At 37.7% G+C, this 25,291-nt stretch carries 25 protein-coding genes; 9 read left to right on the top strand and 16 right to left on the bottom strand.

Annotated elements, in window-relative coordinates; translation table 11 throughout:
- Positions 1–30 precede the first annotated feature (30 nt).
- The 14 genes from putP to HMPREF0013_RS07935 all read right to left on the bottom strand — a co-directional run bounded on the left by putP (position 31) and on the right by HMPREF0013_RS07935 (position 13,639).
- Complete coding sequence (gene putP, locus HMPREF0013_RS08000) at positions 31–1,521, bottom strand: sodium/proline symporter PutP (RefSeq protein WP_002121403.1); 1,491 nt, start codon at positions 1,519–1,521, stop codon at positions 31–33.
- A 412-nt stretch (positions 1,522–1,933) separates the two neighbouring features.
- Positions 1,934–2,641 (bottom strand): SIR2 family NAD-dependent protein deacylase, encoded by a 708-nt coding sequence (locus tag HMPREF0013_RS07995; protein WP_079377659.1) that lies wholly within the window; start codon positions 2,639–2,641, stop codon positions 1,934–1,936.
- Positions 2,642–2,740: 99 nt separating this feature from the next.
- Positions 2,741–3,115 carry a glycine cleavage system protein GcvH gene (gene gcvH / locus HMPREF0013_RS07990; protein WP_002121417.1) on the bottom strand — a complete coding sequence of 125 codons (375 nt, stop codon included), beginning with the start codon at positions 3,113–3,115 and terminating at the stop codon, positions 2,741–2,743.
- Between the two features lie 37 nt (positions 3,116–3,152).
- Complete coding sequence (locus HMPREF0013_RS07985; RefSeq protein ID WP_002121430.1) at positions 3,153–4,178, bottom strand: AraC family transcriptional regulator; 1,026 nt, start codon at positions 4,176–4,178, stop codon at positions 3,153–3,155.
- Positions 4,179–4,286: 108 nt separating this feature from the next.
- Entirely contained in the window at positions 4,287–4,727 is a 441-nt protein-coding gene (locus HMPREF0013_RS07980) for a MaoC family dehydratase (protein ID WP_002121358.1), read from the bottom strand.
- On the bottom strand, positions 4,727–6,574 hold the full coding sequence (locus tag HMPREF0013_RS07975) for an ABC transporter ATP-binding protein (RefSeq protein WP_002121372.1): 1,848 nt from the start codon (positions 6,572–6,574) through the stop codon (positions 4,727–4,729). The genes HMPREF0013_RS07980 and HMPREF0013_RS07975 overlap by 1 nt, the downstream gene beginning before the upstream one ends.
- Positions 6,575–6,935: 361 nt before the next feature.
- Positions 6,936–7,472, bottom strand: a complete 537-nt coding sequence (locus HMPREF0013_RS07970; protein ID WP_002121466.1) for a DUF2058 domain-containing protein — start codon at positions 7,470–7,472, stop codon at positions 6,936–6,938.
- A 3-nt stretch (positions 7,473–7,475) separates the two neighbouring features.
- A complete protein-coding gene (locus HMPREF0013_RS07965; protein WP_002121399.1) occupies positions 7,476–8,156 on the bottom strand; it encodes a YoaK family protein in 681 nt (226 codons plus the stop codon).
- A gap of 5 nt (positions 8,157–8,161) precedes the next feature.
- Positions 8,162–9,364, bottom strand: coding sequence for a serine/threonine transporter SstT (gene sstT, locus HMPREF0013_RS07960; protein WP_002121409.1), 1,203 nt, complete (start codon positions 9,362–9,364; stop codon positions 8,162–8,164).
- Positions 9,365–9,772: 408 nt separating this feature from the next.
- Positions 9,773–10,084, bottom strand: a complete 312-nt coding sequence (locus HMPREF0013_RS07955) for an ArsR/SmtB family transcription factor (protein WP_002121379.1) — start codon at positions 10,082–10,084, stop codon at positions 9,773–9,775.
- A 468-nt stretch (positions 10,085–10,552) separates the two neighbouring features.
- Positions 10,553–11,116 (bottom strand): TetR/AcrR family transcriptional regulator, encoded by a 564-nt coding sequence (locus HMPREF0013_RS07950; RefSeq protein WP_002121343.1) that lies wholly within the window; start codon positions 11,114–11,116, stop codon positions 10,553–10,555.
- Between the two features lie 352 nt (positions 11,117–11,468).
- A complete protein-coding gene (locus HMPREF0013_RS07945; RefSeq protein WP_002121480.1) occupies positions 11,469–12,632 on the bottom strand; it encodes a cupin domain-containing protein in 1,164 nt (387 codons plus the stop codon).
- Positions 12,633–12,662: 30 nt separating this feature from the next.
- Positions 12,663–13,256 carry a Maf family protein gene (locus HMPREF0013_RS07940; RefSeq protein ID WP_002121436.1) on the bottom strand — a complete coding sequence of 198 codons (594 nt, stop codon included), beginning with the start codon at positions 13,254–13,256 and terminating at the stop codon, positions 12,663–12,665.
- Positions 13,256–13,639 (bottom strand): DUF2237 family protein, encoded by a 384-nt coding sequence (locus HMPREF0013_RS07935; protein WP_002121396.1) that lies wholly within the window; start codon positions 13,637–13,639, stop codon positions 13,256–13,258. The genes HMPREF0013_RS07940 and HMPREF0013_RS07935 overlap by 1 nt, the downstream gene beginning before the upstream one ends.
- Positions 13,640–13,777: 138 nt before the next feature.
- Between HMPREF0013_RS07935 and HMPREF0013_RS07930 the strand changes: the two genes are divergently transcribed.
- The 3 genes from HMPREF0013_RS07930 to fba all read left to right on the top strand — a co-directional run bounded on the left by HMPREF0013_RS07930 (position 13,778) and on the right by fba (position 16,493).
- On the top strand, positions 13,778–14,965 hold the full coding sequence (locus tag HMPREF0013_RS07930; RefSeq protein ID WP_005802335.1) for a phosphoglycerate kinase: 1,188 nt from the start codon (positions 13,778–13,780) through the stop codon (positions 14,963–14,965).
- Between the two features lie 123 nt (positions 14,966–15,088).
- Positions 15,089–15,334, top strand: coding sequence for a hypothetical protein (locus HMPREF0013_RS07925; RefSeq protein WP_002121463.1), 246 nt, complete (start codon positions 15,089–15,091; stop codon positions 15,332–15,334).
- A gap of 121 nt (positions 15,335–15,455) precedes the next feature.
- A complete protein-coding gene (gene fba / locus HMPREF0013_RS07920; RefSeq protein ID WP_002121428.1) occupies positions 15,456–16,493 on the top strand; it encodes a class II fructose-bisphosphate aldolase in 1,038 nt (345 codons plus the stop codon).
- 119 nt (positions 16,494–16,612) lie between these two features.
- Here fba and HMPREF0013_RS07915 read toward each other — a convergent pair whose 3' ends face one another.
- Positions 16,613–17,923, bottom strand: a complete 1,311-nt coding sequence (locus HMPREF0013_RS07915) for a peptidylprolyl isomerase (protein WP_002121454.1) — start codon at positions 17,921–17,923, stop codon at positions 16,613–16,615.
- On the bottom strand, positions 17,923–20,364 hold the full coding sequence (locus HMPREF0013_RS07910) for an LPS-assembly protein LptD (protein ID WP_002121446.1): 2,442 nt from the start codon (positions 20,362–20,364) through the stop codon (positions 17,923–17,925). Before HMPREF0013_RS07910 ends, HMPREF0013_RS07915 begins: the two co-directional genes overlap by 1 nt.
- A gap of 120 nt (positions 20,365–20,484) precedes the next feature.
- On the opposite strand from HMPREF0013_RS07910, the gene HMPREF0013_RS07905 reads away from it, so the two are divergent.
- The 6 genes from HMPREF0013_RS07905 (at position 20,485) to HMPREF0013_RS07880 (ending at position 25,281) form a co-directional block, all read left to right on the top strand.
- Positions 20,485–21,498, top strand: a complete 1,014-nt coding sequence (locus HMPREF0013_RS07905) for an aminoglycoside phosphotransferase family protein (protein ID WP_002121407.1) — start codon at positions 20,485–20,487, stop codon at positions 21,496–21,498.
- Complete coding sequence (gene murU / locus HMPREF0013_RS07900; protein WP_002121402.1) at positions 21,498–22,187, top strand: N-acetylmuramate alpha-1-phosphate uridylyltransferase MurU; 690 nt, start codon at positions 21,498–21,500, stop codon at positions 22,185–22,187. Before HMPREF0013_RS07905 ends, murU begins: the two co-directional genes overlap by 1 nt.
- A gap of 87 nt (positions 22,188–22,274) precedes the next feature.
- Positions 22,275–22,907 (top strand): 16S rRNA (guanine(527)-N(7))-methyltransferase RsmG, encoded by a 633-nt coding sequence (gene rsmG, locus HMPREF0013_RS07895; RefSeq protein ID WP_002121443.1) that lies wholly within the window; start codon positions 22,275–22,277, stop codon positions 22,905–22,907.
- A gap of 21 nt (positions 22,908–22,928) precedes the next feature.
- The gene (locus tag HMPREF0013_RS07890; RefSeq protein WP_002121458.1) at positions 22,929–23,711 is read left to right on the top strand and encodes a ParA family protein; all 783 of its coding nucleotides are present in this window, start codon (positions 22,929–22,931) and stop codon (positions 23,709–23,711) included.
- Positions 23,708–24,595: a ParB/RepB/Spo0J family partition protein gene (locus HMPREF0013_RS07885; protein ID WP_002121476.1), complete on the top strand. Its 888-nt coding sequence runs from the start codon at positions 23,708–23,710 to the stop codon at positions 24,593–24,595. Before HMPREF0013_RS07890 ends, HMPREF0013_RS07885 begins: the two co-directional genes overlap by 4 nt.
- Positions 24,596–24,645: 50 nt before the next feature.
- Positions 24,646–25,281, top strand: a complete 636-nt coding sequence (locus HMPREF0013_RS07880; protein WP_002121473.1) for a MotA/TolQ/ExbB proton channel family protein — start codon at positions 24,646–24,648, stop codon at positions 25,279–25,281.
- The last annotated feature ends 10 nt before the right edge of the window (positions 25,282–25,291 follow it).

Genomic DNA, 25,291 nt, shown 5'->3' with positions numbered 1-25,291 from the left:
GGCCGAAGCCCCTTGATTTATTTCAATAACTTATACGCTTTCTTTGTAGAGTTCATCTGCTTTTTCAAAGCGGCCGGTTACTGTCGTGTTTGGCGCTTTAGTTAAAAGACTCACTACAATGATGCTGATAAATGCAAGGATAAAGCCTGGAATAATCTCGTAAACACCAGTGTCTGCGAAAAGATTTTTCCAACCAATCACTACAACTGCACCAACGATCATACCCGCTAGTGCACCTTGTAAATTCATACGTTTCCAGAACAATGACAAGATGATAAGCGGACCAAATGCAGCACCGAAACCAGCCCATGCATAAGCAACAAGGCCAAGAACTTTACTGTCTGGGTTACCAGCAAGAGCAATCGCAAGAACAGCAATCGCAAGAACCATGACACGGCCAACCCATACAAGCTCTTTTTGAGATGCATTTTTACGAATGAAGCCTTTGTACAAATCTTCTGTTAGCGCACTTGAACATACCAAAAGCTGGCAGCTCAATGTACTCATCACAGCAGCTAAAATCGCAGCCAGAATGATACCTACAATCCATGGATTGAATAAGATTTTAGTCAATTCCATAAATACAGTTTCAGGGTTTTTGCTTACAACTGCTGCTAATTCAGGGTGTTGCTGGAAGTAGGCAATACCGAAGAAACCAGCACCGACAGCACCAACTAAACACAGGATCATCCAAGTCATGCCAATACGACGAGCAGCAGGGATTGATTTTACAGAGTCAGCAGCCATGAAACGTACAAGGATATGTGGTTGACCAAAGTAACCCAAACCCCATGCCATGGAAGATAAAACTGCCACTACACTTAAATCTGAAATAATATTAAATGCATGTGGACGAGCAGTTTCAATGAGTGTCACAAATTGTGTTGTATCGCCAATTGCAAGATAAGTTACAATTGGTGTTAATAACAAAGCAAAAATCATTAGGCCAGCTTGGAATGTATCTGTCCAGCTAATCGCTAAGAATCCACCGATACAAACATAACTGATGGTTGCAATTGCGCTGAGCCAAATAGCAGTGGTGTATGACATTCCGAATAAATTTTCAAATAAACGGGCGCCTGCTACCATGCCTGAAGCACAATAAATTGCGAAGAAAACCAAGATGATAACGGCAGAGAAAATACGAAGTACTTTTTTCTGATCGTCAAAACGACTTGTAAAATAATCTGGCAACGTGAGTGCATTATTTTGGACTTCAGTATGAACGCGTAATCGACCAGCAACCAGTAGCCAGTTAAGCCAAGCACCGATAATAAGACCAATTGCAATCCACGCTTCAGATAAACCAGAAAGATAAATCGCGCCTGGTAAACCCATGAGCAACCAACCACTCATGTCTGATGCGCCTGCGGATAATGCAGTTACGAAACTGCCTAAACTACGACCACCGAGAATATAATCTGAGAAGTCGCTTGTAGCACGGTAGGCAAATAAGCCGATAAGAACCATTGCTACGATGTACACCATAAACATGATGAGGGTGGGATCAAAATAACTCATAATGGATGTGTGTCCTTATATCCATAATCCGTGATTGTAACCTAATCCAGGTCGCTGTTTTCTTGTACGGCATCCAAGAGGTTGAGATTCAACCACAAAAGATTTTTTTTGCACTGTTATTTTTATATTGTACTTTTGTATCATTGTGTAACTTGAAATAAATTGATTTTATAAATATAAAATTATAATATTAATCATTAACTTATAATTTTTTAATATTTATTTTTTAAAATTTTTTCAACAAAAAAACGCCATTCTGAAAAAAATTAAATCGATATAGAGTTATAAATAGGCTATTAGTCAAAAAAAATGTATAGAAATTTAGAATAAAGTTAAAAAAATCGACAATTTTTTGTTCAATTAATAATTTTTTTTATTCACGTTGGGCTTATTTAGTGTCTATAAATAGCAATTAGCCGATTAAATTTTCAAAAAGTCTATGCATTCCTTGAGTCGCTGACATCTTTAATAATTCATATTGGTGGGGAACACGCAGATGATCAGCATTTGAATCTATATAGTAGGCTTTACATTGATTTGAAATTTCATGAACTAAAGCTGCAACTGGATATACGCTTAATGTCGAGCCGATCACAATAAAAATATCTGCACTCTGTACTAATTGAATTGCTTCTTCATAAGCAGGTACAGCTTCACCGAACCAGACTACATGTGGACGTAGCGGATAGCCATCTGGGCAAAAGTCTTGTTCTAAATCTAGCTTCCAACCATTAATATCGTAAAACTGTGTTGTAAATTGTGCATTCGGGCCAGAGCTTTTCGCTAAACGAATATTTCCATGCAAATGTAAAACGTTAGAACTTCCAGCCCGTTCATGTAAATCATCAATATTTTGAGTAATCACTTGTACGTCGAAGTAGTCTTGTAGTTTGGCAATATAGTGATGAGCTTCGTTAGGTTCAGCCTCTAAAATATTTTTACGTCGCTCATTATAAAAGCGTTGAACTAGAGCAGGGTTCTTTTGCCATGCTTCAGGTGTGGCAACTTGTTGGATGTCGTAATTTTCCCATAGACCATTACTGTCACGAAAAGTGCTAATTCCACTTTCAGCACTCATGCCAGCGCCAGAGAATACAACAAGCTTTGTCATAGAAGTCACCGATTCGTAAAACTGAATTTGAATAGATTTTGAATGGATAAAAAAACCAGTTTAAGACTAAACTGGTTTTTATTAAATATGAAAAGATATAGCTATCTTTTATAAGCCAGCTTCATATTCTGCATTTGTTAAAAGTTTTTCAACATCTGCAATATTGTCTGGTTTGATTTTATAAATCCAGCCTTTTCCATATGGATCGTCATTTACAAAATCAGGATCATCTTCAAGGTCAATATTTACTTCTACTACAGTGCCTGAGACAGGAGCATGGATGTCAGAAGCAGTTTTTACTGATTCAACCACACCAGCTTGTTCGCCAGCAGTAACTTTACTCCCAACTTCCGGAGTTTCAACGTAAACCAAATCGCCAAGTTCATCTTGTGCATGATCGGTAATGCCTGTAATAACAAGATCACCCTCAATCTTTACCCACTCATGTGTACGTGCATACTTCAGTTCCGAAGGATGATTCATGGTAACTCCTTAAGCTTGTGTCCAATAGTTTTAAACATTATAAGTATGGGTCTTTACGCCAGTTGCTTGGGCTACGGCCACTCCAGCGTTTAAAAGCACGGCTAAAATTTGCAACGTCCGAATAGCCAAGTTCATCTGCAATTTGCTCAAGACTATAATCTGTACGTGAAAGCAGAGATGTTGCGTGTCGATAGCGTACTTCATCAACTAAAGTTGAAAATGATGTTCCTTCCGCTGCTAATTGGCGCTTTAGTGTGCGGTCTGACATGTGTAGACATTCAGCTACATTTTCAATGCTTAAATAATGTTGTTCAGAATTACTTAAAATATCACGAACTCGCATTGCTAAACGACGGCGCTCACCTAAAGCGGAAAGTTCTGCTTCGCACTGATTAATAGCAACCTGACTTGCGATAGGATCAGCATTAACTAATTTAATTCCTAAGTATTTTTTATCAAAACTTGAAATCAGATGTGGCTGGTTGAAGCGAATTGTGCTGCTTAGTTTATTTCTATACTTTTCAAAGCCTTCTGGTTCAGGAAAGTCCAAATCTACATCACCAGCTAAATCTTCGATACCCGTAATCGCTTTGGCCATACTCATAATACCAATGGTCAAACCTAAAACGATTTCTGTTCTTAGAGGTTCAAGTTCGATGTCACACTGTAATTGTAGGGTAGCTTTTGGCCCAAACGTTGAAAAATAGAGTTGTAAAAAAGGTAGTCGTAGTTGAATAAAGCGTGCTGCAAGGGCAATTGCTTCAGTAATGTCTTTGGCTGTCATAATCGCATAGCCAATAAAGCCATGAATCGAAATACGCATTTGAGTACCAAGATGGTAACCCAACGTGGTTTCACCAGTTAAATTAAGCGCGTGTTTAACTAGTTCGTTTGCTACAGGTGTAGAAATACGATAATCAGGATCGGCCAGTTGCTCACTAGTAAGATGAAATGGAGCAAATAATGTTTCATCGTTATATCCCCAACGTGAAACAACATCTAATAGCAATAAGCCATAGACACCCGGAATACCTTGATCTTGACGAGCTGAGGTAATTTTCATATGCGTTCCATTGCTCTCATCAATTTGTCACATGCATTTCTTACACATCTTGTCATGAAATATAATCTGAGTTTATAAAAACTGTTAGACAATCATATCAACCATGTTTTAAACATTCTTTTTAAAGACAACAATTTTTGTTGTTGAAATAAGTAATACGTCGCCATTTTGATTTAAGGCTTGCGTAACGTAACTTACAATACCACGATCTAATTTTGTTTTGGATGGTGTGATCGCTGAAATTTCTGCTTCAACATGAATTTTATCACCTGGTCGAGTAGGGCGTGGCCACCGTAAGCTGGACTCTGAACCAATCAGGCCGCCATGAATCGGCATACATTCCGTCCATAACCGCATAGTAATTGCAGAAGTATGCCAACCGCTAGCAGCAATTCCCTGAAAAATTGGATCGTGCTTAGCTTGTTCTTCATCTATATGGAAGGGTTGAGGGTCATAGGAGCTTGCGAATTTTTTGATTTCATCTAAGGTAATTTCATATTCACGGCTAATGAAACGATCACCAATTTTCAAATCTTCTAAATAAAGCATTAATCTTGACCCTGTAATACTTTTTGTTCAATTAGGAAACCACCTGTTTGACGTTTCCATAACTGTGCGTATATACCATTTTGCGCAATTAACTCTTCATGAGTTCCTTGCTCAGCAATTCGACCTTCATCAAGAACGATTAAACGATCCATTTGTGCAATAGTAGATAAACGGTGTGCAATTGCAATAACGGTTTTATCAACCATCAGGTCATTTAAACTTGACTGGATTGCTGCTTCAACTTCCGAGTCTAATGCACTAGTTGCTTCATCTAAAATAAGAATAGGAGCATCTTTTAAGAATACACGTGCAATGGCAATACGCTGTCTTTGACCACCAGAAAGTTTAACACCACGTTCACCTACTTGAGCGTTATAACCACTACGTCCTTTTAAATCAACCAATTGCGGAATAAATTCAGCAGCTTTGGCTTTATTTACAGCATTCTCCATGTCTGCATCAGATGCATCAGGGCGACCATATTTAATATTTTCTGCAACTGAGCGATGCAATAAAGACGTATCTTGAGTAACTAAAGCAATATTAGCTCTTAAACTATCTTGAGTTACATCTTCGATGTTTTGACCATCAATTAAAATGGCACCTTGCTTAAGATGGTAAAAATGTAAAAGCAACTGGATCAGCGTAGACTTTCCTGCGCCAGAACGGCCCACGATTCCTATTTTTTCGCCTGCTCTAATATGCAAGTTGAAGTGATCAATCACATTTTTATTGTTATAAGCAAAGCTTACATCTTTAAATACAATCTCACCTTTGGTCACTGCAAGTGGTTTTGCATCTGGTTTGTCTTGAATATTGATTTTTTTACCTAATGTTTGCATACCATCTTGAATGGTTCCAACATTTTCAAATAAGGCTGACATATGCCACATCATAAATTCAGCCATACTATTAAGTTTTAAAATCATTGCAGTAGTTGCTGCGATTACACCTAATGCTGCTAAACCTTGAGTCCATAGCCAAACAGAGGTACCAATTACACCTACAAACAAAACAGCAGACAACATATTAATGCTGACTTCAAAGAGGGTACCTAAACGCATTTGAGCATAGACTGTAGTCATAAACTCTTTCATAGATGCTTTTGCGTATTGGCTTTCACGTCCAGCATGAGCAAATAGTTTTACTGTTTGGATGTTGGTGTATGCATCTGTTACGCGGCCCGTCATGATCGCTCTAGCATCGGCTTGTTGCTGAGAAACTTTACTTAAGCGGGGGATGAAGAACCATGCGCTTAATAAAAAAAGACTTAACCAAACTAAAAGTGGAATAAGTAAAATTGGTGAAATTGCGCCAAGTACAATGCTGACTGTAATGAAGTAAATGCTGACGTATGCCAACATGTCACCCAAAATAATCCAGAACTCACGGATTGCTAATGCTGTTTGCATAACCTTGGCAGAAAGTCGTCCTGCAAAGTCATTATGGAAAAAGTCCAAGCTTTGTTTCAATAAAAGATTATGGAAACGCCAGCGCAAACGCATTGGGAAGGTACTATATAAAATTTGATGTTTGATAATAGATTGAAGATTTACAAAAAAGATGTTGGTAAATAAGACCGCAATCAAAATGAGTAAATCAGTAGCATGCTGACTTAAAAAGCTTTCCGGATGACTTTTACTTAACCAGTCTACGAGTTGTCCAATCTTTGAAAAAAGTAAGGCTTCAAAGCTTGCAGCACCTGCTGTAAAAAGAATAAGTAAGAATAAGTAAGGGCGTAGGCCTTCCGTAGCTTGCCAAACAAATGGAAAAAAACGAGTCGGTAAAGGTTCATCTAAACCTTTAGTTGGGTAGGGATCTACAAGTTTTTCAAACCACTTCAGCATGAATTACTACCTTTGAGACAAAAGCCACTTAATTAAATCTTTGCAATTTAATTTGCAAAAAGTCAGTTAGATCAATATCACTTAGGGTTTCGATCTTGTGAATATATGCAAATACACATGAACTGATAATGTTGTACGTCTTAAATTAATACATGACGCAAAAATGGAGACTCGAAGAAATCTTCAAGAACGTCGCGAGGACTAAAAATATTATTCATTATATCGAGATTAATAGATAAAGGGTGAAGGAATTTATTCTTTAAGTATTTTTTATTAGTATTTTGAACATTTGTTAAATTATTACAGCTACACATATTAGAAAAGGCCTTTAGATTTGGGTCATAAAGGCCTAAGTATCGTATTACCACATTAAGTCATCTGGAATAACATATGCTGCATATGGATCTTCCTCATCAGTGGCTTGTTCGTTTTTCTCAGCATTATTAATCAAAATGAAGCCTTGCATTTTTTGATCAATTTTTTCACCTAAAGCTTTTGGAAGATAGGCGTATTGATCTTGATCTTTAGCAATAACTAGGCTACCTGCAACAAGTGCATTATAAACTTGCTGAGATAGATACACTTTTTTGATTTTATTTTCATCAATAAATTGATAAGCCACATCCCCAGCAAAATCAGTAATCTTGTGCTGCTTAATCATCTGAATGATTGATGCTTTAAGTGCTTTTTCTTCAAGCTGTTTCTGTTTTTCTAAATTTAAAGCCTGATCTTTCGCTAACTTTTCTTGTTGAGCTTTTTCAATATTTGCTTTGATTTCAGCTTCATTACTTAGTCCAAGACGTTGTTCGTGATGAGCTTGCTTTGTTAATTTTTTTGCTTTTTTATTATCAACTAAACCAGCTTTTAATAGCTGTGCTTGTAAGGCATTTTTAACCATGTCTTAGTCCTTTTGTGAAGTTGAAGTACTATAGAGATAAACTATCCAGTAAGAAATACTTAAGGCTAAGCTTAAAATTGCTGGCAATAAAAATGATTGTAGTTTCAAATATGGATGTACTGAAGCGGCAAGAATTCCACCCAGCAGGAAGCCAGCAAGAATAAGTAAATGTAAAACAATACGTCGATTTTCTACAATTAAGCCTCTGGCTTTATATCCAAGTGCTAAACCAATATCAGTCAGCACACCAGATAGATGAGTAGTGCGAATAATCGTTCCTTTGTAGTGGCTTACCATCGCATTTTGTAAACCCATGGCCGTACAAGCCCATAATAATCCATAGCGTGGAAAATAAGGAAGCAATAGCCAGCAAAGGAAAATGAATAAGGCAACAAGGCTCAAAGGTAAGCCATAACGACGACCTAGTCGAAAATGACTACTACCTAAAATAAAACCACTATAAAATGAACCGCAAACATAACAAATAATCACCAGAAGTAAAAAAATGATATGTTCTGGTTGCCACTCTACCAAACTCATAGCCAGCATACTAACGTTGCCAGTCATATGTGAAATAGATTGATGCAAAAGAGTAATTAACCCTAAGACATTAATCATTCCGGCATTAAATGCCAGCAAAAAGGCTCCAAGTTGGAACCAGTTTGGTAGACGTTGAAATGGCATTTTGTTTAAGACGCTTGCTTAGAGCGAATATCTACAGCTGCGGTAAATAATACATCTGTAGATGAGTTAAGGGCTGTTTCTGTAGAGTCTTGCAATACACTGATAATCATACCAACCGCAACAACTTGCATTGCTACTTCTGATGAAATACCAAATAAACTACAAGCGACTGGAATCAGAAGTAAAGAACCGCCAGCAACACCCGAAGCACCACAAGCTGATACAGTCGCAACAACTGATAAAATAACCATTGTGGCTAAATCAACATGAATGCCAAGCGTATGGACGGTTGCTAATGTAAGTACAGTAATCGTGACTGCTGCACCTGCCATATTTACTGTTGCGCCTAAAGGAATAGACACACTAGCTGTAGACGGGTTAACACCTAAACGCTCTGCTAAATCCAAGTTAACTGGAATGTTTGCTGCTGAGCTTCGTGTGAAGAATGCAGTGATCCCACTTTCTTTTAAACATTTAAAAACTAATGGATATGGATTACCACGGATAGTTAAACCTACTAAAATAGGGTTCACTACGAGGGCAACAAATAACATTGTTCCTAATAACACCACTAATAAGTGTGCATAGCTCTCAAGCGTCGCAAGACCAGCATCAGCAAAGGTCACAGCAACCAATCCAAAAATACCGACTGGTGCAAAAGCAATTACTTTATGAATAATAGCACTTACAGCATGTGAAACATCTTGCATCACTTGTTTTGTGGTATCTGAACTATGGCGCATAGCTAAACCTAGGCCAATTGCCCAAGCTAAAATACCAATAAAGTTAGCTTCACTAATTGCTTGAACAGGGTTCGCAATAAAGCTTAAAAGCAAGTTTTTTAATATATCTGCGAGACTACCAGGCGCTTGTAAATTATTATGAGAAACCGTGTTGAGGTAAAGAGTGCTTGGAAAAGATAAACTTGCAATAACAGCACTAAAAGCGGCTAACAACATACCTATAACGTACAGTAGTAAGACTGGGCGTAAATTGGCGCTATGACCCACTTGGAAGTTGGCAATAGAAGAAAGCACCAATACAAAAACTAAAATAGGGGCAACCGACTTTAAGGCTTTAATGAAAAGCTCACCAAATAAACTTAAGTAAGGCGTAACGTTCGGAAATAGTAATGCAACGCCTATCCCTAGAATAATGGCGATAATAATCTTAGTGACTAAGCTTAATCGAGAAAAGAATGCAAGCATATAAAGGCCTTATTAACCTAATCATGGCTAAAGGTTGAACAAGCGGAGTATTTTATACTTAAGTGATGTGAATCTTAAGCTTTTTTATAGCACCTATAAGTATTTATACTTAGTGGTAATATTAAATATTTGTTTTTATTGGTCTTAATTTAATATTTTTAATTTTGTAGTTGGTGATTTTGCTTGTTAATTGCTCATTAAAAAACGAGGTATATCAAAAAGCTGTGAAAGCATGGAATAGGCTAAAGAAAATAGGGTGGCAAAAAGTTAAATATGGTTGAGCTTTTTAGAAAAGCTACGCGAATTTTCAAAACTTTGTGCTTGGATTGGGCTCTAAGCTTTCAAGCTGAAAAATCGCATATTTCAGGAAGTTACTACTATTATTATAAATTTATAATTTAAAAAATATTATTTACTTGCACAGTACAGCTGATGAAGCGTATTTAAAATTGAATGCATATTGTCATCCTTAATTGAATAAAAAATTTGCTTGCCATCACGACGGGTTGATACAACATCACTTTTGCGTAGCATCATAAGTTGTTGTGAAAGAGTGGGCTGGGTAATTTGGGTCTTCTCTTCAATTTGAGAAACATTTAACTCCTCATAAGCTAAGTGACATAAAATTAATAAACGATCTGTATTAGCCAAAGATTTAAGAATTCCAACGACTGAATCAGCCGCATTTTTCATTTCTTCGATTTGGAGTCCATCTTTCATACTTTATACCTATATCAATATAGCGGGCATAGTATAGATTGATCTTATGAAAATGAATGTAGCAAAACTAATCAATCCAATTGTTTTTGTTGAAAAGCAATATAAGAGGAATTGATAAATAAGTAGTCTTTCTAATTAAAAACAACTATTTGTATTTCTTTTGTGTCTAAAATGTTGCTTTGTGTTATAAGTGTAATTGTTAAGTATAAGTGAAACGAAGTCAACCTAAAACAATTTCAATTTGCTTTCGATAAATAGTTAAATCTAATTTATCTTGAGACAAATCATAAAAAAGGATTGAGTTTTTATTTTTTAAATATATAATCTGTTTTGTACAGACAGGTCTGTATATTTTGGTTCAGTAAGGTCGAAAAAAACGTCTAATTGTGAACCAAAATGACTTTCAGACGCAGCGTGATACATAAGAAGAATCATTAAATATAAGAAGAAGAATATCACGCTTTATTTTTATGCTGCTCTTTCGAAATCGATTAATTTTTCTACTCGAGTCCAGTAATCATTAATTTTTATTGAACCATGTTCGACTTGAGCCTGTATGGTCATACCTTCCAAAATATTAACGAGTAGTAAAGATAGGGGAACTGGCTCTTTTACATCATACTGGTTAAGAAGATTTTGCATAAGTTGAGTCAACCAAGCTTTATACAAAGTGGCAGGTTGATGTGTTGAAGGATATTGTTTTAAAACCTCTTCCAAGGCTTTTTGAAACATACAGCCATTAAAATCTTCGCTATTAAACCAGTCGGAATACCATAAAAATACTGCTTTAATTCTGGCAAGAGGGTCTAACTCATCATGTTTTGATAAGGCAGAAGTAAGAGAGTTTTGTAGAAGCGTATTTCGAAGAAGTAGACACTCTTCAATTAATTTTTCTTTTGATGGAAAATGCTTATAGAAAGTCATTTTTGCAACGCCAGATTCATTAATGATGCGATCTACACCTATAGAATTATAGCTATACGAGTTAAAAAGTCTTAATGCGGTGTTAATAATGTCATCTTTTTTCGACATATTTTAGCCTCTCACAAATGAATTGCTATTAGCTTGAACGGTGATCTTTATCAATGAGAATCTAGATAATTTAATTTTACAAGGTATTGTTTGTTATTGATAGAAAAAAGATATTATTTTTTTAAACGCTGAAGTTTTACTTTTAAGGGAAAGGTAAAGGGTTCTAGGCTATATATTTAAATAATTATACTTCCTTTTCAAAATCTTTTAACTTCAATATTTTTGCGATAAGTCGCTTTAAAATTTAAAAAGGAAAATTAATAAACAAAAAACAAATCTATTTTTGAGTTTGTCGGCCAATTTAAAAGTGGACTTTCCGTTGCTTTGAAAAGTCCATTTTTATTAAAGTTTCTTACTCTGAAGGAGGTAAAAGCATCAAAATAGATTCATTGAGTAAGTAAGCAACATTCTCAAGGATTTCAAGCTCATTAAATTCGCTATCGAAAGCTAAGCTTTCTCCATCAGCAATAGCTTTTAATTTTGGTGCGAAAGTTTCAGCTATACATAGCGCTTCGCCATTTCCCCAGAAGTTTAGAATTCCGTTATTTTCTGTATAAAGTAGGCGAGAGGCAGGTTCTAATAGAACTTCATAACCTTCATGTAAGATCTCTTGAAGATCATCGGCTTCGATCTCATCAGGTTCTGGAATATTATCTGGATATTTCGGTTCACTCATGTATGACATGATTGCTGCATCAAGTGCTGCAGAGTCTTGCAACTGAGCTAAAACTAAGTCTTTTAGATAGCTTAGTTCAGTTGAGTTAATTTCGCCAATTTGGCTCATTTGTTTGCGTGCGATATCTACAACAGGATTTTGAAGTAAAGTATTAGCTGAAAATTGATCGCTAATACGTTCCATCATTCCTGCAACGTTTGGCATGCGAAAGCCAAATGAGAAAGTTAAGCAGTCATCTTCAGCTACCCCATAATGTGCCATTCCAGGAGGAACATAGAGTAAATCGCCTGGTGCTAAAACCTCATCAAATTGCACATCTATTTCTGGCAAGAGTTTTAATGGTTGATTGGGTACAAATGCAGTATTTACATCGCACATTTGACCTAGCTGCCAGCGACGATGACCATGACCCTGAACTAAAAACACATCATAGAAATCGAAATGTTTCCCAACTGAACCACCCTTAGGTGCATAAGACACCATAATATCGTCGCGGCGCCATTGAGGAATAAAAGGAAATTTTTTCCAAAGTTCAGAAAGATCAAAAGAGTAGTGATCTACTGCCTGTACTAAAATTGACCATAATTTTGGTAGCTTTTGAAAATCACCTTTGGTTAAAGGTGAAGACTTTACGTGCCATTCATTTGGATTTTTATCTTTTTGGCGAATCAGTCTGGCACTTGCATGTTCTTCCAAGGCAAGTTCTTGCACATCCTGAGGTTGTAAAAGACCTATAATTTCTGGTAATCCGTTACGCACCAGTAAAGGTTTTTTCTGCCAATACTCTGCTAAAAATTGCTCGGCAGTAATACCGCCTAAAACTGTTAAAGGTTCTGTCATGGAAATAACCTATTTATAAAATATCAAGAATTAAGGAATTTGTAGATCAAGTTGCCTTAAAATATGGCAAAGTTGAATCATAGGAAGACCCATAAGTGTGGTCTGGTCTTGGCCTATCATTTTTTCAAACAAGCTAATTCCTAAACTTTCGCACTTAAAGCTGCCTGCGCAATGTAGTGGCTGATCCAATAAAACGTATCGTTCAATTTCAGCTTGATTCAGGTTTCGAAATTTAACTTGATAATGTTCAACGAGCGTTTGTTCAAAGTTTCTATCGAGCCATTGCACGCTAAGTGCTGTACTAAAAAAAACAGTTCGACCAGAATTATCTACTAGTTGTGCTTTAGCATTTTCACTAGTCATCGGTTTGCCAATAAAGTCATGCGGGGCATGTTCTCGCCAAGCAACTTGATCTGAACCAATAACGATGGCTGATGGGTTCTGTTCAGCAATTACCTGAGCTTTTGTGAAAGCGAGTCTTTTTGCAAGTTCATCGGCATGGGTTTCATCGCGAGGACTTTCATCAATATCGGGACTAATACAAATATAATTAATTCCAAGACGGTCCATTAAGTCTTTGCGAGTTTGACTACTCGATGCCAAAATAATTTGTGGCTGAACCATTACACTGCAAATTCCATTAATACATCTAAAGGTACATAGCTTAATACAGCTTGATGACATGCATGTATTTTAATAGGAGGGGCTTCACCAGCTTGATAAGCCTCTACCCAGCGAGTTACGCAGATACACCAGAAATCACCCGGTTTCAGACCAGGGAAACCTACTTCTGGCAAAGGAGTAATAAGATCATTACCAATTTTCTGAGAGAAATTTAAGAAATCAGAGGTCATTTGTGCACATACGGTGTGCTGACCAAGGTCTGTTACTGCTGTGTGGCAGAAACCATTTCTAAAATAGCCTGTAATAGGGTCAAAGCAACAACTTGCTAAAGGCTCCCCTAAAACATTTAAGCGATTGATTTGTGGATCTGGATGAATAGACATAATGGGTGAAATATCAAATAACTACCTCTATCATAATCAAAACTGGGGCTTTCTACAGCTTTTATGCAAAAAAACTAACCTTTTTTGATGTAATCATTTAAAATTGGCGCGTTTTTAAAATCATAAAGAGAGCTTTACATGAATTTTCAGCGTATGACTGACCTTAACTTAACAGGCAAACGTGTCCTTATTCGTGAAGATTTAAACGTTCCTGTCAAAAATGGTGTGATTACTAGCGATGCTCGCTTACGTGCAGCATTACCAACTATTAAAGCTGCTTTAGATAAAGGCGCAGCAGTGATGGTATGTTCACATCTAGGTCGTCCTGTTGAAGGTGAACCAAAGCCAGAACAATCACTTGCACCAGTAGCTGCTTATTTAACAGAAGTATTGGGCCAAGAAGTTAAATTATTAACAGATTATCTAGAAGGCGTTGAAGTTGAAGCTGGTCAAGTTGTATTGCTTGAAAATGTACGCTTTAACCATGGCGAAAAGAAAAATAATCCAGAGCTCGCTCAAAAATATGCTGCATTATGTGATGTATTTGTTATGGATGCATTTGGTACTGCTCATCGTGCAGAAGCATCTACTGAAGGTGTAGCTCGTTTTGCTCCAGTTGCTGCTGCTGGTCCTTTATTGGCTGCTGAGTTAGATGCATTAGGCCGTGCAATGCAAACTCCTGAAAAACCAATGGTTGCAATTGTTGCTGGTTCTAAAGTTTCAACTAAACTCGATGTTTTAAACTCACTTTCTAGTATCTGTGATCAACTGATCGTTGGTGGCGGTATTGCAAATACATTCTTAGCAGCTGCTGGCTTTAACGTTGGTAAATCATTATATGAAGCTGACTTGGTTGAAACTGCTAAACAAATTGCTGCTAAAGTAAGTGTTCCACTTCCTACAGATGTTGTAGTTGCTGATGCATCGCAAATTAATTTTGAAGATTTCTTAGGTTCTTTAGGAGCAGCTCAAGCTGTTGTGAAGAAAGTAGAAGATGTGACTGCAAATGATATGATTTTAGACGTTGGTCCAGAAACTGCTAAAGCATTCGCTGATATTTTAACAATATCAAAAACGATCCTTTGGAATGGTCCAGTAGGCGTATTTGAAGTAGATCAATTTGGTGAAGGTACCAAAGCACTTTCTCTTGCGGTTGCTCAATCTGAAGGATTCTCGATCGCTGGTGGTGGAGATACATTAGCTGCGATTGATAAATATAACGTAGCTGACCAAATTGGTTATATTTCTACAGGTGGTGGTGCATTCCTTGAGTTTGTTGAAGGAAAAACATTGCCAGCAGTTGCTGTTTTGCTTGAACGTGCTTAATACTGTTATATAGAAATAAGAAGGGATTGGGTAACTAATCCCTTTTTCATTGATAAGTCATTAAACTGTCATATATTTGCAATAAAATGTCGAGTATTAAATCACCAACTGTGGAAAATAGTGATGAATTTAAAGCTTACATTTGCTGCTATGTTAATTGTACCGATGATGTTGACTGCTTGTGCTAAGAAAGATGAAGCATCTCAAGCGGGGCAAGAATCAGCTGCATCTACTGCTGTTTCTGAAAAAGTAACGCCTGAGCAACAAGCAGCAATTGATGCGATTGATAAGCCAGTTCTAGATGAAAAGAATACAGATGTGGTTGAAGGTAGTGCGCCAAGTGAGGCTGCTGCTTCAGAAACACATTAATTTGTTGTTTTTTGTTAAAAAATCCCTGCAAATGCAGGGATTTTTTTTGAAATACTGTGATTTGTTGCTGAATTGAAATAAATGACAGGGTAGAATAAGCCGCACTACCTGGGAGGATATTATGGCACTCATTTCAATGCGCCAGCTCTTGGATCACGCTGCTGAACATAACTACGGCGTACCAGCATTTAACGTAAATAACTTAGAACAAATGCGTGCAATTATGCTTGCCGCGGATGCAACCAATTCACCTGTAATTGTTCAAGCATCAGCTGGAGCTCGCAAATATGCAGGCGCTCCATTCTTACGCCATCTTATTTTGGCTGCAATTGAAGAATGGCCACATATTCCAGTGGTAATGCATCAAGACCATGGAACAAGCCCTGATATCTGTCAGCGTTCAATTCAGCTTGGCTTTAGCTCAGTGATGATGGACGGTTCATTAGGTACAGATGGTAAAACACCTACTTCTTACGAATACAACGTTGATGTAACTCGTAATGTTGTTGCTTTAGCACATGCATGTGGTGTTTCTGTCGAAGGTGAGATTGGCTGTTTAGGTAGCCTTGAAACTGGTATGGCTGGCGAAGAAGACGGTGTTGGTGCAGAAGGTGTACTTGATCACTCACAACTTCTTACTTCTGTTGAAGAAGCAACTCAGTTTGTTGCCGATACTAATGTAGATGCATTGGCGATTGCTGTAGGTACTTCACATGGTGCTTACAAGTTCACTCGTCCACCTACAGGTGATATCTTGGCAATTGACCGCATTAAAGAAATTCATGCGGCATTACCAAATACTCATCTTGTTATGCATGGTTCAAGTTCTGTGCCGCAAGAGTGGTTGAAAGTAATCAATGAGTTTGGCGGTGATATTAAAGAGACTTATGGTGTACCTGTTGAGCAGCTTGTAGAAGCAATTAAACATGGTGTGCGTAAGATCAATATCGATACAGACTTACGTTTAGCATCTACTGGTGCAATTCGTCAGTTTATGGCTGAAAACCCAGCTGAATTCGATCCACGTAAATACTTTGCTAAAACTGTAGATTCAATGAAGCAAATTTGTATTGATCGTTATGAAGCGTTTGGTACAGCTGGAAATGCTGACAAGATTCGCCCGATTTCTCTAGAGAAAATGGTTGATCGTTATAAATAATTCCCGTTAGGGTTTAATTTATAGAAACCGGTTATTTATATAACCGGTTTTTTTATTAGGAAAATTTCATGCATAAAAAAACCTGTGTTTGTCACAGGTTTTGATGAAGATAAAAAGACTTACTTTTGTAAGTTCTTTTTATCTAGACTTGGATCTTTGATTTCTACATATGCGTTTGCACGTACTTCACGTAACCAGCTATCAATCTCAGTGTTAAATTGGCGTTCACCTAAAATTTGACGTGCCATGCGCTCTTGATATTCATGCGTCATATCTTTTTCACGTTTATCCGTTACTTGTAAGATATGCCAGCCGAACTGAGTTTGGAAAGGTTCGCTAATTTCACCTACAGGAATTTCCTGCATTTGTTTATCAAATTCAGGAACCATCATTCCAGGCGTTACCCAACCCAAACTTCCCCCATCACGTGCTGAACCTGTGTCATTTGAATAGGTTGCTGCAAGTGTTGCAAAATCTTGACCAGCTTTTAAGCGTTTATAGATGTTATCAATAATTTGCTTAGCATTCTCAAGAGTCACTACTTCAGACGGCTGAATGAGAATGTGGCGGGTTTGAAATTGAGGTACTAAAGCTTTTTGCTCATTTTGTTTACGTTCAAGAAGCTTTAAAACATGTACACCATCACGTACTGAAACTAAGTCAGTCGTTTGACCATCTTGTAATGGTGTAATACGAGCCGCAAGTTCAGCAGGAATATCAGACAGTGGGCGGAAACCCATATCAGCACCTTCAACTTTTACATTTGCAGTTGAAAGTTTTTTCAAAGCATTTATATCATTACTTTGCGCAAGCTTTGAACGCACTTCTTGAGCTACAGATTGAACTTCTTGTGCATTGTCACCAGAAATGCGCATATGAATTACATGTGCTTGATTACCTAACGCAGCTTGTCCCTGAGGTGATTTTAAGAAGTTTTCTACATCTTGATCACTAATTTTAATACGAGACATCACTTGTTGTTGGCGCAAACGGCTAATCGCTAAATCTTCAGCGATTCGATTGCGTAAACTTTCATAAGTTCCTGGTGCCATAGCATCCAACTTTTGCTGGAAAGCTTCTAAACTTTTACTTCCAGATTGACTTGCTACTTTTAAGACTGCTTCATTTAAGCTCTTTTCATCAGGTTTGATGCCATATTTTTTAACTTGTTCAAGTTGTGCCTCACGCAAGATGAGTTGATCTAATACTTGAAACTGTAAGTATTGCTGAGGTGGCACTTCTTTCTTTTGAGCTTGCAGTTCATGTGCTGCTTCAGCCATACCTTGTTGAAGATCGCTTTTTAAAATTACGCTATTGTCCACAATTGCCACAACTTCATCAGCGGGTTGGGCAAAACTATGCATTGATGAAGAGATTAGGGCAGCAAGTGTAGTTGCTTTAAAAAACTGTTTAAGATGCTTTGTCTTCATTAACGTTGTGTCCAAGATTGATTAATTTTGTTAAAACCTAAAACGCGATTTTCAAGTAAAGACGCGAGTTTATTGTTTAAACCACCTAAACCTTTTAGTGTAATTTCGGCCATGATCGCGCGCTTTTCACTAACATCTGGAGATTTTGGATCATCTAGATCGTTATAATACGAGCGGCCGTAGACAGAAATACCCCAGCAACATGACTCATAGTTAACTCCTAGTAAGAGTTCGCGGGCAACATCATTGTCCATGTCATATTGTACGTGGCCCATAATACGCCAATTGTCTTTAATTGGTTGTATAAACGATGCAACAACTTGGTCATAAGTATCTTGACGACCAGGAATATCTTTACGATAGAAATAGCCTAGGTTATATAGATTTCCTTTATCACCAGTATAGTAAAGTTGGAAGTCACGTTGAGCATTGTCACCATTCGACATCCAAGCTGAGTTAGCAGCAATGGTAAAGTTTTGGTTAAGCTGGCTTGATAGACTCACCACAGGACCTGTGTTGCGTTCAGTATCAATTTCATCTTGTTGTCGTTGTAAGGTGACACGACGGTCTTCGAAATAGTAACTTTGACCTACACTTGCCCGTAAACGTTCTAAACCTACTGTGTCAAAGAGGCTATAACTTACACCCAAGGATAAAAAGTTATTGTCTTCTAGGCGGTCATGACCATAAAAACGGTAAGGGTTAAATAATTGATCATAACTTACTGACGCAGTAGTTGAGTCAAAGTTAGGGTAACCATCTTGATTTTTGTATGGCGCATATGCATAGAAAGCACGTGGTGTAAGTGTTTGTAAGTACTTACCATCACGTTCAAAGTTCAGTCCAGTGTCTAACGTGAATTGAGGTACAACGACTGATTTGTTTTCGGAACCACCATCTAGATTTTGAGATGCGATACTGTCCTTATCATAAAACGTTTGAATAGAACGTACAGAGACTTCAGGAATCACAAAAGCTGCCGGTGTACGGTAGTTATAACGCGTTGCGAACTGGTTATAAATACGTGTACCACTACTTTCTTGAGCAGAATCATCATTAATTGATTTCTTAAAGTAAGCAGTGTCGTTATTAAATTCGTATTGTAGTCCTAGTGGATTACCAGTGACGTAATTTAATAAGAATTGTGGCAAACGCGCGTATGGTTTATCTGCATCTGCAACTTCAGGATCAAGTGTCTGGAAATCTTCGACCTTAAGCTGTGCTTTTAAACCCGGAATACCATGTTGATAATTAAGTTCCCAAGCTCTACGTAAGTTAAGATCTGTTTTAGAGTTAGGACTGCTATCTAAGTCAGAGAAATAATCTTTATCTGATGCATAGTTATATTCGAGGTTAGTAGACCACTGGTCGTTGATATCCCAATTATGTAAAAAATGGAAATCTTTACGATCTTTGTCATCATAACTTTTGTCAGATGGCAAGATGCCACCCCACATTTCACCAGCACCAAAGCCATCAGTTAAATATCTAAATTCACCTTTTAGCATTGCACCGCGGTCTGCTAAATATCGCGGAGTAAGTGTCAAATCATAGTTAGGTGCAAGGTTTAAATAAACCGGAACAGAAAGCTCAACACCACCATCATTTGAGAAACCAAATTGTGGGTTGAGGATACCTGTAGTACGGCGGTCATCAATCGGGAAGTTAAAATAGGGAACAGCTAGAACAGGAACGTCCTTAACATATAATTTTGTTCCACGAGTTACGCCGCGTCCAGTTTCCTGATTTAACTCAATTTTATTGGCTTGAATTTTCCAACCGGGTTTTTGGCCTGGTGGGCAAGTCGTATAGGTTGCATCATTAAGAACCATAACGTTTGGTGAGGTTCTTTCGATTTTTCCTGCATGACCATGGGCATGTTGCTGTTCAGAAATATAAAAACTATTGTCTAAATTCCCGGTTTGGGTTTTTAGGTTATAATTAATTTCATCACTCTGTGAAAGTAACCCGCCTTGAGCTAACTGTACTCGACCTTGTGCATGCGCAAAGGTTTGGGTCTTATCAATCGTTACTTTGTCAGCACGAACTGTACGTCCTTCCTGATCAATAACGACATCACCTTCTAAAACAGAATCACCCGCTGGATTGTAATGTCCGTAGTTAGCCGTAACGACAGAAGTCGCTTTGTCGGCGTCTAAAGCTTTGGTCTCAGGGTTAATCGGTGTAACCCATGTGCCTTGGCAAAATGCCGAGCTTAAATATTTATTGTCACGAAGCTGTGCTTCAGGTGCAGATTTATCAACATAATATTGCTGAAAGAATTCTTGACCTGGGTAAGCTTCCTTGATGCTCGCTTTAAGTTGATTATTGTCTATATTGGAGACAACATCAGTTGACTCAGCATAACTTGATTGTATGGAGCCACATAAGAGCGTAAAAATAGCTGTCGCTAAAGGATTAAATTTAAACTGATGCTTCATTGTCTCATTAACCAAGTATGCTAATTCACAATTAATTATTGTCGCATCATAGAGAAAAAGTTTATAAGTGGCTACACTTAACCCTTCAAAAATCTCAGCTTGTTTTAGATTTTATTGCAAATGAATACACAACGTGAACAATTGATATATACATGGCTTACATCTGTTCTTGAAAATGATCAATTTAAGATCGCTTTTTTAGCAGGTGATGCAAGCTTCCGCCGTTATGCGCGTATCGAGTTACAAAATAAAACGTATATGCTCATGGATGCCCCTCCAGAAAAAGAAGACTGTGTTCCGTTTGTGACCATTGACGAGTTTTTTGCGAGCCATGGCGTACGTGTGCCTCAGATCGTCGCGAAAGATCTGGCTCAAGGTTTTCTATTGTTAGAAGACTTTGGTGATGTGCTTTTGTCGACATTATTAACTAATGAAACTGTTGATAAATACTACGAACAAAGTTTTAAACAACTTATTCAATTGCAATCTATTGACGGGACTAATCAGTTCCCAGCTTATTCTTACGAAAAATTAATGTCGGAAATGCAGCTACTCACAGACTGGATGTTGCCGTCGCTTTCTATTCAGCCGACTGCTGAACAGAAAAAAACGATTGATAATGCATTTGACTTCTTGGCTCACGCTGCATTAGCCCAACCGCAAGTTATTGTACATCGAGATTTTCATAGTCGAAATTTGATGAAAATTACCGATGAGCAAGAATTAGGGGTAATCGACTTCCAAGATGCTGTTATTGGCGCTGATACATATGATCTAATTTCGATTACTCGTGATGCATATGTTCAATGGAACGCTGATCGTGTTTATCAATGGTTTAAAGTGTTTTATGACCTGTTGCCAGCGTCGACTAAACGGAACCGTAGCTTTGATCAATTTAAACGTGATGCAGATTTAATGGCGATTCAACGCCATATTAAAATTCTAGGTATTTTTGTTCGCTTGTTTGAACGTGATGGGAAGTCGAGTTATTTGAAGGATTTACCACGTGTCATGTGGTATTTGCTCGAAGAAAGTCGTGGTTACGCTGAACTTGAAGAGTTTATGGCATTTATAAATAATATCGTGATGCCTAAATTTATCGAGAAATATGGTAGCTATGAGGTAGCAGCATAATGAAAGCAATGATTCTTGCTGCTGGCTTGGGCAATCGTATGCGTCCACTTACGCTATATACACCAAAGCCTTTGCTCGAGGTGGGCGGTAAGCCCCTGATTGTGTGGCATATTGAAAAACTTAAGAAAATTGGTGTGACTGAAATAGTCATCAATTCTGCATGGTTGGCCGACAAGCTCATCAGTAGTTTAGGTGATGGCTCTCAATTTGGTGTGGATATCCGTTGGACACGAGAGGATGAAGGGCTAGAAACAGCTGGTGGAATTATTAATGCTTTGCCACTGCTTGGAACAGATCCTTTTATTCTGGTGAATGGGGATGTATGGACCACAATGGATTTTGAAGGTCTGCGCCATATTAAGCTAAATGATGATTTGGCACATCTTGTGTTGGTTGATAATCCTAAACAGCATCCTGAAGGCGACTTTACATTATTGGATGGGCGCGCTTTTACATTTGATCAAGATGTGACGGGCGAAAACCTCACTTTTAGTGGTCTATCTGTTATTCATCCTAAACTTTTTGACGGATTGGAAGCGGGTAAGCGTCCTTTAGCTCCACTATTGAAGCAAGCGATGCATAATCAGAAAATATCTGGTGAAAAGCTTAAAGGTGCATGGGTAGATGTGGGAACGCCTGAGCGTTTAATGGAGCTAGATTTGCAAATTCGTGAAGGCTTCTACGATTAAGTGTGTAATCCCTAATCGTTAACTAGTGTTCCACGATGCATAAATGGGTATACTTTGTTTTAAATTTTACTTAGATGTTATCTGTTTATGCATCCGTTTTTTCAAGAGTTACAACAGGGTAGTCAAAAATTAGGTTTATCGCTTAGCGATGAAGCTTTGACATTATTGTTGAAGTATCAAGATGCTTTGGTACTTTGGAACAAAGCTTATAATCTAACAGCGATTCGTGATCCGAAAGAAATGTTAGTGAAGCATTTGTTAGATAGCCTAAGTATTTTGAAAGATTTGCCAACAGGCCGTTTGCTTGATGTAGGTACAGGTGGTGGTATGCCGGGCATGATCATTGCTTTATGTCAGCCGGAACGCTCATGTGTATTACTTGATTCAAATGGTAAGAAAATTCGTTTTTTGAAACAGTTTATTGCTGACCTTAAGTTAAAAAACGTAGTAGCCGTGCAAACACGTGTTGAAAATCAAGATACAATTGATGAGCTTGGTCAGTTTGATGTGATTACAAGTCGCGCTTTTGCTTCTTTAACGGATTTTGTGGATGCAGCTCAGCCATACTTGCATCAAAGCAGTATAATTGCAGCAATGAAAGGAGTTGTGCCAGTTGAGGAAATTGAGCAACTTAAGCAGGACTTTTCATGTAAAGTGATTGAGCTGCGCGTACCAAGACTTGATGAACAACGTCATTTACTTTTACTTCAACGTATTTAAATAAAAAGTATTAGGGTTACCATGGCTCAAATTATTGCGATTGCAAACCAAAAGGGTGGTGTTGGTAAAACAACGACTGCAGTAAATCTTGCAGCGTCTCTAGCTGTATTAAAGAAACGTGTATTACTTGTAGATATGGATTCACAAGGTAATGCTACGATGGGGTCTGGTATTCAAAAGAACGATCTTTTGTATTCCATTACGGATGTTCTACTTGGTGAAGTACCAATTGAAACGGCCATTCAAAAAGCAGAAGTTGGATATAAAGTTTTAGGGTCTAATCGTGAACTTTCCGGTGTTGAGCTTGCTATTGCAGAACAAGAGGGCCGTGAATTCATTCTAAAAAATGCTTTGAATGAAATCCGAAACTCATTTGATTTTATCATTGTGGATTGTGCGCCAAGCTTGAGTTTGATTACTGTCAATGCTTTGGCAGCTGTAGATAGTGTAATCATTCCAATGCAATGCGAATATTATGCGCTAGAAGGTTTAGCTGATTTAACCCAGACTATAGATCGTATTCAAAAGGCATTAAATCCTGATTTAGAGATTATTGGTGTATTACGTACAATGTACGATGCACGAAATGCTTTAACACGTGATGTATCTGCTGAGTTAGAACAGTATTTCGGAAAAAAACTTTATGATACTGTCGTTCCGCGTAATGTTCGCTTAGCAGAAGCGCCGGCGCATGGTTTGCCTGTTATATATTTTGAGAAAAGTTCTAAAGGTGCAGTTGCATACTTAAATCTTGCAGCTGAGATGTTGAAGAAAAGTAAAGTAAAGAAAGGAAGTAAAGTATGAGCATCAAAAAACGCGGATTGGCTAAAGGACGTGGTTTAGATGCATTACTTGGTTCAATTCAAAAAGAAAAATTACAGCTGGAAGCACAGGCACTTGACCACGGACAGTTGAAACAAATTGATGTAAATTTATTGAAACGTGGTGAATATCAACCACGTCGCTTTATTCATGAGCATGATTTGCAAGAGTTAGCATCTTCTATTGAAAAACATGGAGTGATGCAACCTATTGTAATTCGTCCAGTTGATGATGAATCACATCCATACGAAATCATTGCTGGTGAACGACGCTGGCGTGCAGCGCAACTTGCGGGTTTAACTGAAATTCCTGCAATTGTTCGTGATTTAAATGATCAGGTTGCCATTGCATTAGCACTTATTGAGAATATTCAGCGTCAAGATTTAAATCCGATTGATCAGGCTATAGCCTTGCAGCGTTTTCATGATGAATTCGGTTTGAGCCATCAAGAAATTGCTGACACAGTAGGGAAAGCACGTACTACCGTAAGTAATTTACTTCGTTTGTTGAGTTTGGCGGATGAAATTAAAGATTTCATGCAGCAAGGCCAGCTTGATATGGGGCATGCTCGAGCTATCTTGACGTTAAAGGGTAAAGATCAATTAGACGTTGCTAAAATCGTAATTGAAAAAGGACTATCTGTTCGTCAAACAGAGCAATTGGTGCGTGATAGAAGTGAGCCTAAGCAGGAGAAGGAAAAAGCACCTGTAGCACCTGATATTGAACAATTGACACAAAAATTATCAGAGCGTTTTGGCGCTAATGTGAAAATTGATCATAATCAAAAAGGTAAGGGTAAGCTTGTTATTCATTACCATACTTTAGATGAGTTAGATGGCATTTTAAATATTTGTTTGCCTAATTAATTTGTATTTGGGTCATATATTTCTAATTTTATATTCTTGGGGAAGAAGATATGTGGGAACTTGTGAGAGCGGGTGGCTGGTTGATGCTGCCTTTAATTCTGTGCTCAATTTTAACTGTTGCGATCAGCATTGAACGTTTTGTTCGGTTAAGACGTTCACAAGTTCTACCCAAAGCATTAATTGATGATAGTTCGTTAAGAACTGAAGATATTGTGGAAAATTTGGAACAAAATGTAGAAGTGCAAAACAGTGCATTGGCTCACATTTTAAAAGCAGGTTTTGATCATCGTGAGCATGGTGAGCAATTTGCACGTGCGCAGATGGAAGTTGCAGCTTCTCAAGAAATTTCTTATTTAGAAAAAAATATTAATTTTTTGGGCACTTTAAGTGCTGTAGCGCCGTTACTGGGATTGCTTGGCACTGTGGTGGGAATTATTGAATCATTTCTTGTGATTGATTTTGGATCGGCTGGTAGTCCAAGTTTAATGATTCCGGGTATTTCTAAAGCGCTTATTACTACAGCTGTGGGAATGTTAATTGCGATTCCTGCTTTAGTTGCTTATCGCTATTTTCAAAGATTAGTACAAGATTATATTACTGACCTAGAACAGCAATCGACTTTATTTCATGCCTCATTGTTCTATAAACGTTCCTCGTCTATAGCAGAACATCGTCGTGTTGGGTGATGGGTGAATA

It is taken from the genome of Acinetobacter sp. SH024 (assembly GCF_000163635.1).
Classification (GTDB): domain Bacteria; phylum Pseudomonadota; class Gammaproteobacteria; order Pseudomonadales; family Moraxellaceae; genus Acinetobacter; species Acinetobacter pittii.
This window is presented reverse-complemented; position numbering and strand designations above follow the sequence as displayed.

What these genes read in the sequence shown, in the direction of transcription:
- HMPREF0013_RS07975 (WP_002121372.1), bottom strand. Translation starts at nt 6,574, where the DNA reads ATGCTGAAGTGGTTTGAAAAACTTGTAGATCCCTACCCAACTAAAGGT.
- HMPREF0013_RS07930 (WP_005802335.1), top strand. Translation starts at nt 13,778, where the DNA reads ATGAATTTTCAGCGTATGACTGACCTTAACTTAACAGGCAAACGTGTC.
- HMPREF0013_RS07915 (WP_002121454.1), bottom strand. Translation starts at nt 17,923, where the DNA reads ATGAAGACAAAGCATCTTAAACAGTTTTTTAAAGCAACTACACTTGCT.
- HMPREF0013_RS07880 (WP_002121473.1), top strand. Translation starts at nt 24,646, where the DNA reads ATGTGGGAACTTGTGAGAGCGGGTGGCTGGTTGATGCTGCCTTTAATT.
- sstT (WP_002121409.1), bottom strand. Translation starts at nt 9,364, where the DNA reads ATGCTTGCATTCTTTTCTCGATTAAGCTTAGTCACTAAGATTATTATC.
- HMPREF0013_RS07965 (WP_002121399.1), bottom strand. Translation starts at nt 8,156, where the DNA reads ATGCCATTTCAACGTCTACCAAACTGGTTCCAACTTGGAGCCTTTTTG.
- HMPREF0013_RS07980 (WP_002121358.1), bottom strand. Translation starts at nt 4,727, where the DNA reads ATGCTTTATTTAGAAGATTTGAAAATTGGTGATCGTTTCATTAGCCGT.
- HMPREF0013_RS07890 (WP_002121458.1), top strand. Translation starts at nt 22,929, where the DNA reads ATGGCTCAAATTATTGCGATTGCAAACCAAAAGGGTGGTGTTGGTAAA.
- rsmG (WP_002121443.1), top strand. Translation starts at nt 22,275, where the DNA reads ATGCATCCGTTTTTTCAAGAGTTACAACAGGGTAGTCAAAAATTAGGT.
- HMPREF0013_RS07910 (WP_002121446.1), bottom strand. Translation starts at nt 20,364, where the DNA reads ATGAAGCATCAGTTTAAATTTAATCCTTTAGCGACAGCTATTTTTACG.
- HMPREF0013_RS07970 (WP_002121466.1), bottom strand. Translation starts at nt 7,472, where the DNA reads ATGGTTAAAAATGCCTTACAAGCACAGCTATTAAAAGCTGGTTTAGTT.
- HMPREF0013_RS07945 (WP_002121480.1), bottom strand. Translation starts at nt 12,632, where the DNA reads ATGACAGAACCTTTAACAGTTTTAGGCGGTATTACTGCCGAGCAATTT.
- murU (WP_002121402.1), top strand. Translation starts at nt 21,498, where the DNA reads ATGAAAGCAATGATTCTTGCTGCTGGCTTGGGCAATCGTATGCGTCCA.
- HMPREF0013_RS07905 (WP_002121407.1), top strand. Translation starts at nt 20,485, where the DNA reads ATGAATACACAACGTGAACAATTGATATATACATGGCTTACATCTGTT.
- HMPREF0013_RS07985 (WP_002121430.1), bottom strand. Translation starts at nt 4,178, where the DNA reads ATGAAAATTACCTCAGCTCGTCAAGATCAAGGTATTCCGGGTGTCTAT.
- gcvH (WP_002121417.1), bottom strand. Translation starts at nt 3,115, where the DNA reads ATGAATCATCCTTCGGAACTGAAGTATGCACGTACACATGAGTGGGTA.
- HMPREF0013_RS07955 (WP_002121379.1), bottom strand. Translation starts at nt 10,084, where the DNA reads ATGAAAGATGGACTCCAAATCGAAGAAATGAAAAATGCGGCTGATTCA.
- putP (WP_002121403.1), bottom strand. Translation starts at nt 1,521, where the DNA reads ATGAGTTATTTTGATCCCACCCTCATCATGTTTATGGTGTACATCGTA.
- HMPREF0013_RS07925 (WP_002121463.1), top strand. Translation starts at nt 15,089, where the DNA reads ATGAATTTAAAGCTTACATTTGCTGCTATGTTAATTGTACCGATGATG.
- HMPREF0013_RS07950 (WP_002121343.1), bottom strand. Translation starts at nt 11,116, where the DNA reads ATGTCGAAAAAAGATGACATTATTAACACCGCATTAAGACTTTTTAAC.
- HMPREF0013_RS07935 (WP_002121396.1), bottom strand. Translation starts at nt 13,639, where the DNA reads ATGTCTATTCATCCAGATCCACAAATCAATCGCTTAAATGTTTTAGGG.
- HMPREF0013_RS07940 (WP_002121436.1), bottom strand. Translation starts at nt 13,256, where the DNA reads ATGGTTCAGCCACAAATTATTTTGGCATCGAGTAGTCAAACTCGCAAA.
- HMPREF0013_RS07885 (WP_002121476.1), top strand. Translation starts at nt 23,708, where the DNA reads ATGAGCATCAAAAAACGCGGATTGGCTAAAGGACGTGGTTTAGATGCA.
- fba (WP_002121428.1), top strand. Translation starts at nt 15,456, where the DNA reads ATGGCACTCATTTCAATGCGCCAGCTCTTGGATCACGCTGCTGAACAT.